Raw genomic sequence first — 14938 nt, 5'->3', positions numbered from 1 at the left:
GTGAAGGCCACGTAGGACAGCGCGCGGTCATGGACGATGTCGCCCTGGGACCGCGTGGTGAAGGGGATGCCGGCCTTGGGGCCGAGCCGCCACAGCCACGCCGTCCGGGTCTTCTCCCCGCTCAGAGGACTCCAGAGCAGCACCGAGTCGCCGTCCTGCGCGAAGATGGCGGCCTCCGCCGGGTCGGAGACCCGGATGTCCCCACCGTCGGGAAGCACCTTCGCGTACGTGCCGAAGACATTCTGGGCCGTGAAGAGCAGGTAGCGCTCCCGCGAGTCCACGCCCATCAGCCACGCGCCCTCGTGCAGCACGTCGAGCCTCGGAAGGACCTCCTCCGCCGGCCCTGGCTCCGTCTTCCCGCACGACGCCATCCCCCACCCCAACAACAGCAGGACCACGGCCCGTGCGAGCGCTCCACTCCCAGTGTTTGTCATCTGGACTCCCCCTCGAACTCAGGGGCGCCGCCGGCCCGACACCCGGATGGACCCGCGAGCTCCTCTTCGGGGGTCAGCCCGCGAGGGTGCTTCGTGAGGTCCGGTCCGGCAATGACTATCACGTCCGCGCCGCGGCGCGCAGGGTCCTTGAGGACGATTTCTTCCGGGTGAGTTGCGCTATCCTGGGAAGGCCTCACAAACCCGAATGACTGTCTGGAGCTTCTCACAATGCGCAAGAGCCTCATGGGTGGACTGTTGGCCGTTGGCTTGCTGGCGGGCTGTGGCGGTGTCGAGGACGTGGGCCAGGAGCCCCAGCTGGCCACGCGCGAAGACGAGCTGCCCTACTGCGAGGGCTTCTCCTTCGTGACGTACTACAGCGACGCGACCTACAGCACGCAGGTCGGACACGGAGATTGCAGCTGTGGCCACACGCTGCGCGTCTACGGAACGAAGACGGACTTCGCCGTCTACGAGCCCGATAACTGCTAGCACCGCGCCCGGCGTTCAGCGCCGGAGCGCACCGGGGTGGAGGTCCACGTGCTCTCCGCCCCGGTCCGTGCTGCCGGAGGCCCTGCCCTACTCCAGGGTCAGGTAATCCGGCTGGTACACCGACCGGTTCCGCAGCGGAGAAGGACCGCCGCTGTTCACGCAGTAGCCGGTCGGGTTGTCGCAGCCCGCCTCCGGGTTGCCCCAGTACGCCGTGAGGTTCATCCAGGCGAGCGACCCCGTGTACGTCCCCGCCGGCTGCCAGGGAATGACCACCACGTTGTTCCAGGTGTCCCACGCCAGCCCGGCGCCGGTGTCATCCGCCAGGAAGTCGCCGTTGAAGAGGGTTTCGTAGATGTGCCGGGCGGCGTCCGGGTAGAGGCCGTGCGAGCCATTGGCGGAGAAGACCTCCGGGTGCCAGCCGGTGAGGAACACGGCCTTGTCGCCGAAGGCAAAGCCCTGCCCGTCCGCGTGCTGGCTCAGGTAGACCTGCGCGGGGCGCCCGTCGATGAAGCGCACGGTGAGGTGTTCCCAGTCCCCCACGTGGTTGCCGAAGGTGGAGTAGCCGCCCACGCAGCCCCAGGGTGAATACCAGCCAATGCACACCCGCTTGCCATTGTTGTACGGATAGAAATTCCAATACAGCACGTCCGTCACGTTCGTCGGCAGGCCGCCCTGGGTGCGCGGGATGACCTGCGCGTAGACGGGCACCGGCGTCTGGTTGGGGCGCTGGCCGTCCAGGAACTGCGGATCCGTGCAGGAGTCACAGCCCAGCGCCTGGTTCGTCACCAGGTGGCCGTTCTCCTCGTGGACGTTGGCCAGGTGGAACTGCGTGGAGGACGGGAAGTAGGCCTCGTTCGGATGCAGCCACACGCGCGGCGCGAACACCGCCACCGTCCGCGCGTCCACGGGCAGGCCCCGCAGCTCCGCGTTGGACGTGGCGCTCTTGTTGAGGACCCAGTAGCGGTTGCCGCCGGTGTCGCCGTGGCTGGGACGGGAGATGAAGGTGGACGCGGGCAGGCCGCGGTGGTCGCGCGCCACCGCCTGCCACACGCCGATGTCGTCGTCCGCGCCGGAGCCGCTGTCGTCCCACACCCAGGCGGGATTCGCGGGCAGCACGTATTCGCTCCGCACGCAGCGGATGAGGTCCGTGGAGGGCTTGGAGTAGCCCAGCACCGCGACGTGGCCCAGGCAGGTGTAGCCCGCGGGCGCGACGGGCTCCCAGAAGGAGACGTCGTGCGTGCCACCGGAGCCGGAGTCGTCCCAGATCCACGCGTAGTTGGACGGACGCGCGAGCAGGTCGCCCTCGCCTCGCACGACGAACGTCGTCGCCGGGGCCTGTCCCCGGTGGGGCATGGCGACGTCGCCCAGCGAGAAGAAGCCCGGGGTCTGGGAGAGGTCGGGACGCCAGATGGCGATGTCGTTCGCCGCGCCGGTGCCGTGATCATCGTAGACCCAGGTGAAGCGGCTCGTGGGCCGGACCTCCAGGGCCCTGGGAGCGCGCAGCACGCCGGAGTCCGACGCCAGGGTGAACTCCGCGCTCTGGCCCGCCAGCGCAGTCGCCGCCACCAACTGGTAGCTGCCCGGGGACAGCGTGACGACCAGGCGCGAGTTCGTGCCGCCACCGCCGTTGTTGTCCTGCGCGAGGACCGCGCCGTTCGCATCCAGCAGGTAGAGCCAGGCATCCGCGGACGACGTCAGCGTGAACGTCACCGGGTTGCTGGACGTCTGGGAGTCCAGCAGGAACACCCGGTTGCCCGGAGCCGAGGGGCTCTGCCCCCCCGAGCCCTGCCAGAGGCCGTAGACGGTGTTCGCGTGGGCCGGGTTCGCCAGGAGCGAGGTCGTGGCGAAAGCGACGACAGGAAGGAGTTGCCGGAGGTCCATGGAAACCTGGGGAATGAGGAAACCCAGGACCCTACTCCGGACCGCCTATCCGTTCCCGTCCTCGTAGTGCCGCGCGAACTGCTGCCGGAGCACGAACTTCTGCGCCTTGCCCGTGCTCGTCTGCGGCATGGCCGGGAGGAGGACGAGGGCCTTCGGCACCTCGAACCCGCCCAGGTGCTGGCGGCAGTGGGCGTGGAGCTCCGCCTGCGTCGCGGCCGCGCCGGGCTTGAGCACGACGAAGCCCGTCACCGCCTCCGCCCAGCGCGAGTGCGGCAGGCCCACCACCGCGACCTGGAGCACGGCGGGGTGGCGCAGGAGGACCTCCTCGACCTTGATGGACGGGACGTTCTCCCCGCCCGTCTTGATCATGTCCTTCTTGCGGTCCACGAAGAGCAGCTGGCCGTCGGCGTCGAACATGCCCAGGTCGCCGGTGTGGTGCCAGCCGAAGGCGCGCGCCCGCGCGGTCGCCTCCGGGTCCTTGTAGTAGCCGAGCATCACGTTCGGCCCGCGATGGACGATCTCCCCCACCTCGCCGCGCCCGAGCAGCCGGCCGTCGTCGTCCATGATGGCCGTCTCGTTCGTCACGACCGAGTCGCCCCAGTACGAACCGAAGCGCTTCAGCTGCTGCTCCGGCCTGAACAGGGTCGTCGCCGGGTACATCTCCGTCTGCCCGGACGCGAGCGCGAAGCCTCCCGGGCAGAAGTGCTCGATGAGCTCCACGAGCAGCGTGCGCGCCATGGGCGCCATCACGTAGAGGCACAGGCGCAGGCTGGACAGCTTCGTCGCCGGCCGCGCCGGGTGCGCCAGCATCGCGCCGTACATCACCGGCAGGCCCAGCAGGAACGTGATGCCCCGCTGCTCGATGGTCGCGAGCATCGCGCCCGGGTCGAAGGCCCGCCGCACGACGACGGTCGCCCCGGCCAGCAGGAACGTCATCGAGACGGCATGCTGCGCGCAGTGGAACATCGGGAGCACGCAGAGGGTGGAGTCACCCGGCCGCATCTCCAGCTCGAAGAGGTTGCCGCTCAGCGCCGCGTGCACCGACGCGTGCGAGTGCATGACGCCCTTCTGCTGGCCGGTGGTGCCGCTGGTGTACATGATCTGCGCGAGCTGGCCGCTCTCGATGTCCACCTCCGGCAGGGTGCCGTGCTGCCCCTTCAGCGTGTCCAGGAACGCGGCCGTGTCCCCGCCCGGCGAAGTCTGTCCCTCCGGCACGCAGACGATGAGGCGGGTGCCCAGCGCGTCGAGCATCGCCCGCAGCCCGGGCTTCCCCAGGAACTCGGCGTCGATGACGACGTGCGTGGCCTCGGCGTGTTCGAGGATGTACCGGACGGCCTCCACGGAGAGGCCGGTGTTGATGGGCACCCAGACGAGCCCCGCCTTGTAGATGCCCAGGAAGGCGGTGACCATCTGCGCCGAGTTGCCGCAGAACATCGCGATGCGCGCGCCGCGGGGAAGGCCCTGCGCGAGCAGGTGGTGCGCGAACGCGCTCGAGCGCCGGTCGAGCTCCGCATAGGAGAGCTCGAGGTCCCCGTCGACGAGCGCCGTCCGCTCCGGCCAGCGCAACGCCGACCGGTGGACGAGGTCTCCCAGCGAGACTCGGCTGATGCGCGAAGGCTGCGCTTCCTGGGTCACGGACATCGTGTGCTCCCTTTCGTCTATTTGGGTGTGGCCCACGCCGGGGGACGGCGCTCCAGGAAGGCGAGCATGCCCTCCTGGGCCTCTTCGGAGGCGAACAGCCGTCCGGAGAGCGCGACCATGTCCGCGCCCCCGGCGTCCAGGCGCGCGCGCAGCCCGGCGGACACCAGCTGCTTGGTCTCACGCAGCCCCTGCGGCGACGACACCCGGAAGGTCTCCAGTAGCTGCTCGACGGCGCCCTCCAGCGACGCGTCCGGCACCGCGGACGTGATGAGCCCGATGCGCGCGGCCTCGGCGGCGTCGAACGCCTCACCGGTGAGGAAGTAGCGGCTCGCCGCCCGGCTGGTCAGGTGCGGCAGGGTGGTGAGGGAGATGACCGCGGGCGTCACGCCGATGCGCGCCTCCGTGAAGGCGAACTTCACGGACTCCGCGACGACCGCCACGTCGCACGCGCCCACGATGCCGATGCCCCCCGCCCTCACCTGCCCCGCGACCTTCGCGACGACCGGCTGGGCAGCGTCACGATCGTGCGCAGCACGTCCAGCAGCACGGCCGGTGCCTTCGCGGCGCCTCCGTCCGCCATCTCCGAGAGGTCCGCACCGGCGCAGAACGCGGGACCGGTGGCCGCGAGGACCACGGCGCGCACCGAGGGGTCGGCCCCCACGGCGTGCAGCCGCTCCAGCAGCTGCGTGACGAGCGCCCGCGACAGCGCGTTGCGGTTGCGGGGTGAGTCGAGCGTGAGGGTCGCGACGCCGCGCGACACCTCGTAACGGACGAGCGGTGCTTCACTCATGCTGCCTCCTTCGCTTCAGGGGAGACGACCGCGACGACGTGCCGTGCCGGCACCTGCGCCCCGACCGTGACGTTCACCGCCGTGACGACACCATCCGTGGGAGCGATGAGGGACGACTCCATCTTCATCGCTTCGAGCACCACCAGCACGTCGCCGCGCTTCACGGTCGCGCCGACCTGGGTGCTCACCCGGATGATGCGGCCATCCATGGGGGCGCGCAGGCGGCCGTCGCTGGCGCGCTCACGTTCGGAGGGCAGCCGGAAGGAGACGTCGCGCAGGCTGCGCGTGATGCCGTCCAGCGAGCACCACAACGTGCCTCCCGCGCGACGGTAGCGGACCGCGCGGCGCCGCCCCGCCACCTCGACCTCCACGCGCTCGGCCCCCAGGCCGCGCAGGGAGAGCGAGAGCGACGTGTCCCCGATGCGGACGTCATATGCCTCCGGCGCGACGGGGCGGACCGAGGCGCGGAGCTCCGCGGTCCCGTCATGCAGGACGACCGGCACCGGCAGGGCGTAGGAGCTGCTCCAGCCCGTCAGTGCCGCGTCGAACCCGCCCTTCCTGGCCAGCGCCACCGCGTCGTCGTGGAAGAGCACGGCGGCCAGGATGGCCTGGTCCTCCACGGAGGCCTGCCCCAGCGCCTGCAGCGTCTCCGGCGGCGTGTGCGCGCCGACGAAGCCCGTGTCGTAGCGGCCGGAGCGGAACGCCTCGTGCCCGAGGACGTGCTGGATGAAGGTGCTGTTCGTCGTGACGCCGAACACCGTCAGCTCGCGCAGCGCCGCGGCCAGCCGCTCGCGCGCCGTCTCGCGGTCCGGCCCGTACGCGACGAGCTTCGCCTGCATGGAGTCGTAGAACGGCGTGATGTCCTGCCCCTCGCGCACGCCGTGGTCCACGCGGATGCCCTCCCCTTCCGGAGGCACCCACGCGAGCAGCCGCCCCGTCTGCGGGAGGAAGCCCTTCGCAGGATCCTCCGCGCACAGGCGCGCCTCGATGGCGTGTCCGCGGAAGGCGACCTCCGCCTGCTTCAATGGAAGCGGCTCGCCGTCGGCGACGCGCAGCTGCCACTCCACCAGGTCGAGCCCGGTGATGAGCTCCGTCACCGGGTGCTCGACCTGCAGGCGCGTGTTCATCTCCATGAAGAAGAAGTCGCCATTCGGCGCCAGCAGGAACTCGATGGTGCCCGCGCCGCGATACCCGATGGCGCGGATGGCCTGCACCGCCACGGCGCCCATGCGCTCGCGCAGCTCCGGGGTGACCGCCGGGGACGGGCTCTCTTCAATCACCTTCTGGTGCCGCCGCTGGACCGAGCAGTCGCGCTCGCCCAGGTGCACCGCGCCCCCGTGCTCGTCCGCGAAGACCTGCACCTCCACGTGGCGCGCGCCCTCGATGGCGCGCTCCAGGATGAGCTCGCCGCTGCCAAAGGCGTTCGTCGCCTCGGAGCGCGCGGAGCGGATGGCGTCGAGCAGCGCGCCCGCGTCGCGGACCAGGCGCATGCCGCGTCCACCGCCGCCCGCCGCCGCCTTCACCATGAGGGGGAACCCGATGCGCTGGCCCTCGCGGACCAGGGCCTCGTCCTCCAGCGACTCACCGGGACGGGCCGCCTCATAGCCGGGGATGCACGGCACGTCGGCGGCCTGCATGCGCAGCTTCGCCTGCCGCTTGTTCCCCATCAGCTCGATGGCCTCCGCCGGCGGCCCGACGAACACGAAGCCGGCCTCCGCGCACGCGCGCGCGAAGTCCTCGTTCTCCGACAGGAAGCCGTACCCGGGATGGATGGCGTCCGCGCCGGAGGCCTTCGCGGCGGCGAGGACCCGCTCGATGGAGAGGTAGGACTCCCTCGCGGGCGCGGGCCCCAGGTGCATCGCCTCGTCGGCGAGCCGCACGTGGGGGGCCTCCCGGTCCGCGTCGGAGAAGACGGCGACCGTGCGCAGGCCGAGCCGGCGGCACGTCCGCAGCACGCGCACGGCGATCTCACCCCGGTTCGCCACCAGCACCTTGTGGATGCGTTTCATGATTCCCCTCGCTACAGCCGGGCGACGCCGAAGGAGTTGGGCGACAGCGTGCGGCGCGAAGCCTCGTCGCACGTGGCCAGGATGAACCCGAGCACCCGCCGCGTGTCCCGGGGGTCGATGACGCCGTCGTCGAACAGCCGCGCGCTGCAGTGGAAGGCGTCCGACTCCTGGTCGAACTGCTCGATGAGCGGCTTCGCCATCCCGTCCAGGAACTCCTGGTCGGGCGGCAGCCCCGCGCGCCGGGCCTTCTCCGTGGCGACGATGGTCAGCACCTTCGCCGCCTGCTCGCCGCCCATCACCGCGGTGCGCGCGTTGGGCCAGGCGAAGATGAAGCGCGGGTGGAACGCACGGCCGCACATGCCGTAGTTGCCCGCGCCGAAGGCGCCCCCCAGCAGAAGGGTCATCTGCGGCACGGTCGCGTTCGCCACGGCCTGCAGCATCTTCGCGCCGTGCTTCACGATGCCGCCCTGCTCGGACTGGGTGCCCACCATGTAGCCGGTGGTGTTCTGCAGGTAGACGATGGGCGTGCGCGCCTGGCAGCAGAGCTGGATGAACTGCCCCGCCTTCGTCGCGCCCTTCGCCGTGATGGGCCCGTTGTTGCCGATGATGCCCACCGCCCGGCCCTCGATGCGCGCCCAGCCGCAGACGGTGAGCGCGTCGTAGTCGTCCTTGAACGGCGAGAAGTCCGAGTCATCCACCAGCCGGGCAACCACCTCGCGGCAGTCATAGGGCTTCCGGTGGTCGATGGGCACGACGCCGCACAGCTCCTCCACCGCGTAGCGCGGCGGCTCGAAGCCGGGGCGCGCGGGCTGCGGCAGCGCGTCGTTCCACCCGAGCGACGCGACGATCTCCCGCGCGATGCGGATGCCGTCGGCGTCGTCCTCCGCGAGGTGGTCCGAGGTCCCGGCCACGGTGGTGTGCATCTCCGCGCCGCCCAGGTCCTCGTCCGTGGCGACCTCGCCCGTGGCCGCGAGCAGCAGCGGCGGGCCGGCGAGGAACACCTTCGCCTTGCCGCGCACCATCACGACATGGTCGGACAGGCCCGGGATGTACGCGCCGCCCGCCGTGCTGGAGCCGTGGACGACGGTGACCTGGGGGATGCCGGCCGCGGACAGCTTCGCCTGGTTGTAGAAGGTCTCCCCGCCCGGGATGAAGATCTCCTGCTGGTAGAGCAGGTTCGCGCCGCCGCTCTCCACGAGCGACACGACGGGCAGCCGGTTCTCCAGGGCAATCTCCTGCGCGCGCAGGGCCTTCTGGACGCCCCACGGCGTCGCGGTGCCGCCCTTCACGGCGGAGTTGCTCACGAACACCAGGCAGCGCACGCCGGACACGAAGCCAATGCCGATGACGGTGTTGCCACCGGCCAGCGAGCCGTCGCTGTCGTCGTGGTGCTTGTAGCCGCAGAGCGTGGAGAGCTCCAGGAAGGGCGAGCCCCGGTCGAGCAGCAGCGCCAGGCGCTCCCGCGGCAGGAGCTGCCCGCGCTGCTTGAACTTCTCGCGGGCCAGCTGCTCGGTGTCGCGCGACTTCTGCTCGATGGCGCGCAGCTCGGCGACGCGGGCGAGCATCTCCTTGCGCTGCGTGGTGAAGGCGGCGGAGGCCGGTTCGACTTGGGAGACGAGCGTGGGCACGTCACTTCTCCTTCGGGCCGTCGAGGATGGCGGGCCCCTGGGCCAGGTGGAACCCGTCGTAGGGCTTGGAGTTCGAGTGCTCCGACAGCGGGAACGCCTTCGTGTTGCAGGACGCCCCGCCGTCGATGCGGATGACCTCGCCGGTGATGAACGCCGCCACGTCGGAGAGGAGGAAGACGATGGCGCCGCTGACCTCCGCCTCCGTGGCCAGCCGGTGCAGCGGCACCTGCTTGCGCAGGATGGGGATCATCTCGCGGACGAAGGGGTCCTCGTAGGTGTCCAGGCCGCTGGAGGCGACCCAGCCGGGCGCGACGGCGTTCACGCGGACCCCGGCGAAGGCCCATTCGACGGCGGCCGTCTGCGTCAGGTTGAACATGCCGGCCCGGGCCGCGCCCGAGTGCCCCATGCCCGGCATGCCGTTCCAGGCATCCGCGAGCATGTTCACGATGGCGCCACCGTGGTCGGTCATGGACTGGTTGAACACCTCGCGCGCGACCAGGAAGCCGCCGGTGAGGTTCGTCGCGACGACCGCCTCGAAGCCCTTCTTGGAGATGGCCGACAGCGGCGACGGGAACTGCCCGCCCGCGTTGTTCACCAGCCCGTGGATGCGGCCGCGCTCCTTGACGACGGCGGCGACCATGTCGCGCACCGCGGCCTCGTCGCGGATGTCCACGGCGTGCTGCGTGGACGCATGGCCCTCGGCGGCCAGCTCCCCGGCGACCTTCGCGAGCTTCTCCTGCTTGCGGCCGACAAGGACGACGTGCGCGCCGAGCGACGCGAGCTCGTGCGCGGTGCACCGGCCAATGCCGCTGCCGGCGCCGGTGACGATGAGGGTGCGGTCCGCGAACGCATCCGGAGCGAAGACTGAACGGTATCCCATCGTGTTCTCCTAGCGTGCCTTGCGGGGCAGCGTGCCCATGGCCTTGCTGATGATGCCGAGCATCACCTCGTCCGCGCCGCCACCGATGGAGCCCAGGCGCAGGTCGCGGTAGGCGCGGGCGACGGGGTTGTCCCAGGTGAAGCCCATGCCACCCCAGTACTGGAGGCACCCGTCGACGAGCTCGCGGGCCAGCCGGCCCGACTTGAGCTTGCACATCGAGGCGAGCTTCACGACCTCCGGGTCGTCCTTGTTCTCGATGTACAGGCCGACGGTCCGGTAGATGAGCGCCCGGAGCGACTCCACCTCCGTCTGCAGCTCCGCGAGCCGGAAGTGCACGCTCTGGTTGTCGAGGATGGACTGGCCGAAGGCCTTGCGCTGCCGCGTGTACTCGGCCGTCTGGGCGATGAGCCGGTCGAAGGTGACGAGCGTGCTCGCGGACACGAACAGCCGCTCCTCCTGAAACTGCTGCATCTGCATGGCGAAGCCGCGCCCCTCGTCGCCGATGCGGAAGCGCGTGGGGACGCGCACGCCGTCGAAGAAGAGCTGCGCCGTGTCGGACGCCCACATGCCGAGCTTGCGGATCTTCGACCGCGTGATGCCGGGGCGGTCCATGGGCACGATGATGAGCGACTTGTTCGCGTGCGCCGGTCCATCCCCCGTGTTGGCGAGCAGGCAGACCCAGTCCGCCTGCATGCCGTTGGTGATCCACATCTTGCTGCCGTCGATGACGTAGTCGTCGCCATCGCGGCGCGCCGTGGTCGTCACGCTCGCCACGTCGGAGCCGCAGCCCGGCTCGCTCACCGCGATGGAGCAGACGCGCTCGCCGGTGAGCGTCGGCGCCAGGAACTCCCGTCGCAGCGCGTCGCTGCCGAAGCGGGCGAGCGCGGGCGTCGCCATGTCGGTCACCACGCCGATGGCCATGGGCAGCGCGCCGCAGGTGCAGTGGCCCAGCTCCTCGGCGAAGGCGACGGAGAACGACGCGTCGAGCCCCAGGCCGCCGTACTCCGCGGGCTTCGTGATGCCGAGCAGCCCCAGCTCGCCCAGCTTCCGGAACACCTCCCGGGCCGGGAAGAGCTCCGCGGCCTCCCAGGCGTCGACGTGCGGGTTCAGCTCCTGCTCCACGAACTTGCGGACGGTCTGGCGGATGGCGCGGTGTTCCTGGGTCTGCTGCATGGCTTCCTCGGTGGACTTGGGGGCGCGCTAGAGAAGCGATTCCGGGACGTCGACGTGGCGCGAGCGCAGCCACTCGCCCAGCGCCTTCGCCTGCTGGTCGAAGCGGGTGGACGACGAGACGCCTTCGCCCAGCAGCCCCTCGATGACGAAGTTCAGGGCGCGCAGGTTCGGGAGCACGTGGCGCTGGATTTGGAGCGCCTGCGTCTCCGGCAGCAGCGTGCGCAGCCGCTCCTCCGTGAGGGTGTGCACGAGCCAGCTCCACGCCTCGTCGGTGCGGACCCAGACGCCGATGTTCGCGTCCCCGCCCTTGTCGCCGCTGCGGGCCAGGGCGACCTGACCGAGCGGCGCGCGCCGGGTGGGCCCCTCCAGCGCGGCGCGGGCAGCGACGGCGCGGGGACGGCTTCGAGCTTCCGCGTCTCCTCCGGCGGCAACACGTCGATGCGCCGCCCATCCGGGAGCACCGCGACGTGCGGCACCTTCCGCGCGTCCACATAGCCCGCGGTGTAGACGCCGAAGGGCGAAGCCTCCCCGGGCAGCGCGGGCAGGAAGAAGCCGGGGTAGCTGGACAGGGCGAGCTCCACCACGGCGCCGGTGAAGGCCCGGCCGGCGACCTTCGGGTCGGCGTCCTTCACGGTGACCCGCAGGGTCGCCGACGCCTGCTCCTCGCTCGGGGCGTCGGCGTGGTCGGTGCGCGCGAGCGTGTAGAGGACCTCCGAGGGCCGGGGCTTGAGCGTCGCGTTGAGCTGCGTCCGCACGAGCGCGGCCTTCTCCTCGATGTCCAGGCCCACCAGCACGAACTGGGCGTCGTTGCGGAAGCCGCCGAGCCGGTTCAGGCACACCTTCACGTCCGGAGGGGGCGGCTCGCCGCGCACGCCCGACAGGCGCACCCGGTCGGGGCCCTCCGCTTCAATCACGATGGTGTCGAAGCGCGCGGTGGCGTCGGGGCCGGCATAGCGGGCCCCTCCGATTTCATAGACGAGCTGGGCCTTCACCGTGTCGACGGTGACGGCGCCTCCGGTGTCCGGATGCTTCGTGATGATGCTCGAGCCGTCGGCGAAGACCTCCGCCAGCGGGAAGCCGGGCCGGCGCACGTCGATTTCACCGAAGCGCGCGAAGTTGCCGCCCGTGGCCTGGGCTCCGCACTCCAGGACGTGGCCCGCGACCATGGCGCCCGCGAGGCGGTCCCAGTCGTCGCGCTTCCAGCCGAAGTGGGAGGCCGCGGGGCCGACGACGAGCGAAGCGTCCGTCACGCGCCCCGTGACGACGATGTCCGCGCCCGCGTCGAGGCAGGCCGCGATGCCCCAGCCCCCGAGGTACGCGTTCGCCGTGAGGGGCTGGTCGAAGCCAAGCTCATCCGCGCGTCCGACGAGGTCATCGCCTTCGACATGCGCGATGTTGACGGACAGCCCCAGCTTCGTGGCGAGCGCGCGCAGGTCGTTCGCGAGCCCCTGCGGATTGAGGCCACCGGCGTTCGCGACGATGCGCACCTTGCGCTCCACCGCGAGCCCGAGCGTCTCCTCCAGCTGGCGCAGGAACGTCCGGGCGTAGCCGCCGTCCGGGTTCTTCAGCCGGTCGCGGCCCAGGATGAGCATGGTCAGCTCCGCCAGGTAGTCGCCGGTGAGCACGTCGAGCGGCCCGCCCTCCAGCATCTCCCGGAACGCGGAGAAGCGGTCGCCGTAGAAGCCGGATGCATTGCCGATGCGCAGCGATCGCCCGTCCATCGCACCTCCTGTGCCAGGGAGCGGCGAGTCTGTACCCCGCCACCCAAAGAAAGCAATCACGATTGCTTTTTTCTTCCCACCGCAACAGTGTGGCTCCATGAGCGGCGCGGCGAGCGGAACGACACGGCAGGAGCAGGAGCGCAGCCGGGTGACGCGGCAGAAGCTGATGACGGCCGCCATCGAGGTGCTCGTGGAGAAGGGCTGGGCGGGGGCGACGATGGGCGCCATCGCCGAGCGCGCGGGGGTGTCGCGCGGCGCCTGCCAGCACCACTTCCCGACGCGCGCGGCCCTGGTCGCGGCCGCCGTGGAGCACGTCTTCCACCAGCAGGTCGAGGAGCTGGTGCGGCGCGCGAAGGGCCTGCCGGAGAGCCGGCGGCGCGTCGAGCCCTCTTGAACCTGCTCCATGACGTCTACGCCGGCCCGCTCTTCACGGCCGCGACGCACCTGTGGGTGGCGGCCGGGGCCGACGCGGAGCTCAAGGCCCTCCTGCTTCCGCTCGAAACGCACGTGGGCCGCGAGGTGCACCGGCTCACCGTGGACCTGCTGGGCCTGGATGAGCGCGACCGCGACGTGCGCGACGCCGTGCGCGCGACGCTGGACCTCCTGCGCGGCCTGGCGCTCGCGAACCTGCTCCACGACGACACCGCCCGGCGCCGCAAGGTGCTTGCCCATTGGGCCCGGACGCTCGAAGCACAGCTCACGCCGAAGCGCGCGATGCAAGCCGACTGATGCGCTTGGGGCAGCAAGCTTTTCAAGACGAATTCCCCTGAACCCGGGAAAGGCATTCTTGATATGTCTTTCGCCACGGGCGCCCCACCCCACGCGGGTGCCCGCCTGAGGGGAAATCCAGATGCGAATCGTTTCAAGAGGGACCCGCGGTCTCGTCGCCGCGCTCGTCGGTGCGGGCGCCCTGGCTGTCGTTGGATGTGGTGAGGTCCCGAGCACCCCCGACACCACCGTGTCGTCGCAGACCCGGCAGGAGGATGCGCAAACCTTCGGCCGGCTGGTGGCGCGGCTGAGCGGCCCCGAGGCCCCCGAGGACTTCGTGCGGAGCTGGCTCGCGAAGGAGTCCGGCACGCGGGAGAGCGTCGCCCAGTTGCTCCGGGACTGGCCGACGCGCGCCGATGGGAAGCTGGACCTGACGCGCGCTCCCCTGCGCCTGCGCGACCTGTCGCGGGGCAGCGCGGCGGAAGGACAGTTCGCCTTTGACGTGCTCGACGCGAAGGGCCATCCGCTGAAGCTCACCCTCACCCTGGCGTATGACCTGTCCGCGAAGACTGCCGCGGACGTGTCTGCCCAGGCCCACCGCGGGCAGGCGATGGACCGGCTGACGCCCGGCACCGAGGCGTTCAACGCCGCGCTCCAGACCGTCACCGACCGCCTCACGGCGCGGACGGGCCAGCTCCTCCTGGAGGAGGATCCCGACACCCAGGCGCCCGCCGTGGAGCTCACCGCGCCGGCCCCGGGCAGCTACGTGCGCTCCACCGTCGCCGTCACCGCGAACGCGACGGATGACGTGGGCGTCGCCCGCGTGGACTTCTTCGACGGCACCACGCCCATCGGGTCGTCGACCGTGGCGCCCTTCACCGTCTCCTGGAACACGACGTCGCAGGCGTCGGGGGTGCACTCGCTGACGGCGCAGGCCTTCGATGCGGCCGGCAACAGCGGCACCTCCAGCGTGGTGAGCGTCACGGTGGACAACAATCCCCCGCTGATCGTCGGGAGCCAGCCCCAGAACCCGCCCATCATGCAGAACTACGTGCGCGGCACCGTCAACGCGTCGTGGACGGTGGCCCTGCAGGGTGGCGCGCCCGTGGCCCTGGCGCAGGTCTTCCAGAACGGGGCCGTGGTGTCGTCGAACCCCACCAGCAGCGGCAGCACCTACTATTACTCGTGGAACACGCTGTTCCTGGGCAACCGCTCGTACACCCTGGGATTCCAGGCGACCGACGCCGCGGGCAACGCGTCCGTGCTCTACACGCGGACGTTCATCGTGGACAACGCGAAGCCGTCGCTCTCCGTCATCACCTCGCCGGCCAACGGGGCGGTGGTCAGCGGCGTCGTCACGCTGGCGGCCTCCGCGAGCGACAGCCAGGCCATGGCCTACGTCATCTTCGAGGTGGACGGCGTGTGGCTCACGCCCTTCGCGACCACCGCGCCGTACACGAAGACGTGGGACACCACGGGCCTGTCCGGCACGCACACCCTCGTCGCCATCGCCACGGACCGCGCGGGCAACGAGCGCCGCAGCAATCCCATCACCGTCACCGTGCCCTGAGCTGAAACACCCGG

At 70.9% G+C, this 14938-nt stretch carries 13 protein-coding genes and 1 pseudogene; 4 read left to right on the top strand and 10 right to left on the bottom strand.

Annotated elements, in window-relative coordinates:
* The coding region (locus ACLEQD_RS06860) for a hypothetical protein (RefSeq protein ID WP_410382692.1) at positions 1-434 on the bottom strand (434 nt) is incomplete at its 3' end.
* Positions 435-662: 228 nt separating this feature from the next.
* On the opposite strand from ACLEQD_RS06860, the gene ACLEQD_RS06855 reads away from it, so the two are divergent.
* Positions 663-923, top strand: coding sequence for a hypothetical protein (locus ACLEQD_RS06855; RefSeq protein ID WP_410382690.1), 261 nt, complete (start codon positions 663-665; stop codon positions 921-923).
* A gap of 87 nt (positions 924-1010) precedes the next feature.
* Here the strand turns inward: ACLEQD_RS06855 and ACLEQD_RS06850 are convergent, their stop codons facing one another.
* The 9 genes and pseudogenes from ACLEQD_RS06850 to ACLEQD_RS06810 all read right to left on the bottom strand — a co-directional run bounded on the left by ACLEQD_RS06850 (position 1011) and on the right by ACLEQD_RS06810 (position 12646).
* Positions 1011-2804, bottom strand: a complete 1794-nt coding sequence (locus ACLEQD_RS06850) for a Vps62-related protein (RefSeq protein WP_410382688.1) — start codon at positions 2802-2804, stop codon at positions 1011-1013.
* 45 nt (positions 2805-2849) lie between these two features.
* Complete coding sequence (locus ACLEQD_RS06845; protein WP_410382686.1) at positions 2850-4445, bottom strand: AMP-binding protein; 1596 nt, start codon at positions 4443-4445, stop codon at positions 2850-2852.
* Positions 4446-4462: 17 nt separating this feature from the next.
* The gene (locus ACLEQD_RS06840; protein ID WP_410382684.1) at positions 4463-4924 is read right to left on the bottom strand and encodes an enoyl-CoA hydratase-related protein; all 462 of its coding nucleotides are present in this window, start codon (positions 4922-4924) and stop codon (positions 4463-4465) included.
* Positions 4921-5235 (bottom strand): enoyl-CoA hydratase-related protein, encoded by a 315-nt coding sequence (locus ACLEQD_RS06835; RefSeq protein ID WP_410382682.1) that lies wholly within the window; start codon positions 5233-5235, stop codon positions 4921-4923. The genes ACLEQD_RS06840 and ACLEQD_RS06835 overlap by 4 nt, the downstream gene beginning before the upstream one ends.
* Entirely contained in the window at positions 5232-7244 is a 2013-nt protein-coding gene (locus ACLEQD_RS06830; protein WP_410382680.1) for an acetyl/propionyl/methylcrotonyl-CoA carboxylase subunit alpha, read from the bottom strand. The genes ACLEQD_RS06835 and ACLEQD_RS06830 overlap by 4 nt, the downstream gene beginning before the upstream one ends.
* 11 nt (positions 7245-7255) lie before the next feature.
* On the bottom strand, positions 7256-8872 hold the full coding sequence (locus ACLEQD_RS06825; protein ID WP_410382678.1) for an acyl-CoA carboxylase subunit beta: 1617 nt from the start codon (positions 8870-8872) through the stop codon (positions 7256-7258).
* Between the two features lies 1 nt (position 8873).
* Positions 8874-9752: an SDR family oxidoreductase gene (locus ACLEQD_RS06820; protein ID WP_410382676.1), complete on the bottom strand. Its 879-nt coding sequence runs from the start codon at positions 9750-9752 to the stop codon at positions 8874-8876.
* Between the two features lie 9 nt (positions 9753-9761).
* Positions 9762-10925, bottom strand: a complete 1164-nt coding sequence (locus ACLEQD_RS06815) for an acyl-CoA dehydrogenase family protein (protein WP_410382674.1) — start codon at positions 10923-10925, stop codon at positions 9762-9764.
* A 27-nt stretch (positions 10926-10952) separates the two neighbouring features.
* A pseudogene (locus ACLEQD_RS06810) lies at positions 10953-12646 on the bottom strand (acyclic terpene utilization AtuA family protein).
* 97 nt (positions 12647-12743) lie between these two features.
* Here ACLEQD_RS06810 and ACLEQD_RS06805 point away from each other — a divergent pair.
* The 3 genes from ACLEQD_RS06805 to ACLEQD_RS06795 all read left to right on the top strand — a co-directional run bounded on the left by ACLEQD_RS06805 (position 12744) and on the right by ACLEQD_RS06795 (position 14924).
* Complete coding sequence (locus ACLEQD_RS06805; RefSeq protein ID WP_410382672.1) at positions 12744-13040, top strand: TetR/AcrR family transcriptional regulator; 297 nt, start codon at positions 12744-12746, stop codon at positions 13038-13040.
* On the top strand, positions 13037-13375 hold the full coding sequence (locus tag ACLEQD_RS06800; protein ID WP_410382671.1) for a hypothetical protein: 339 nt from the start codon (positions 13037-13039) through the stop codon (positions 13373-13375). Before ACLEQD_RS06805 ends, ACLEQD_RS06800 begins: the two co-directional genes overlap by 4 nt.
* Positions 13376-13604: 229 nt before the next feature.
* Complete coding sequence (locus ACLEQD_RS06795) at positions 13605-14924, top strand: Ig-like domain-containing protein (protein WP_410382669.1); 1320 nt, start codon at positions 13605-13607, stop codon at positions 14922-14924.
* Positions 14925-14938 lie beyond the last annotated feature (14 nt).

The sequence above is a fragment of the Corallococcus sp. 4LFB genome (genome assembly GCF_046520365.1).
GTDB lineage: Bacteria > Myxococcota > Myxococcia > Myxococcales > Myxococcaceae > Corallococcus > Corallococcus caeni.
This window is presented reverse-complemented; position numbering and strand designations above follow the sequence as displayed.

Coding starts and splice junctions, on each gene's coding strand:
- ACLEQD_RS06835 (WP_410382682.1), bottom strand. CDS start 5,235: ATGAGTGAAGCACCGCTCGTCCGTTACGAGGTGTCGCGCGGCGTCGCG.
- ACLEQD_RS06850 (WP_410382688.1), bottom strand. CDS start 2,804: ATGGACCTCCGGCAACTCCTTCCTGTCGTCGCTTTCGCCACGACCTCG.
- ACLEQD_RS06815 (WP_410382674.1), bottom strand. CDS start 10,925: ATGCAGCAGACCCAGGAACACCGCGCCATCCGCCAGACCGTCCGCAAG.
- ACLEQD_RS06820 (WP_410382676.1), bottom strand. CDS start 9,752: ATGGGATACCGTTCAGTCTTCGCTCCGGATGCGTTCGCGGACCGCACC.
- ACLEQD_RS06845 (WP_410382686.1), bottom strand. CDS start 4,445: ATGTCCGTGACCCAGGAAGCGCAGCCTTCGCGCATCAGCCGAGTCTCG.
- ACLEQD_RS06830 (WP_410382680.1), bottom strand. CDS start 7,244: ATGAAACGCATCCACAAGGTGCTGGTGGCGAACCGGGGTGAGATCGCC.
- ACLEQD_RS06855 (WP_410382690.1), top strand. CDS start 663: ATGCGCAAGAGCCTCATGGGTGGACTGTTGGCCGTTGGCTTGCTGGCG.
- ACLEQD_RS06805 (WP_410382672.1), top strand. CDS start 12,744: ATGAGCGGCGCGGCGAGCGGAACGACACGGCAGGAGCAGGAGCGCAGC.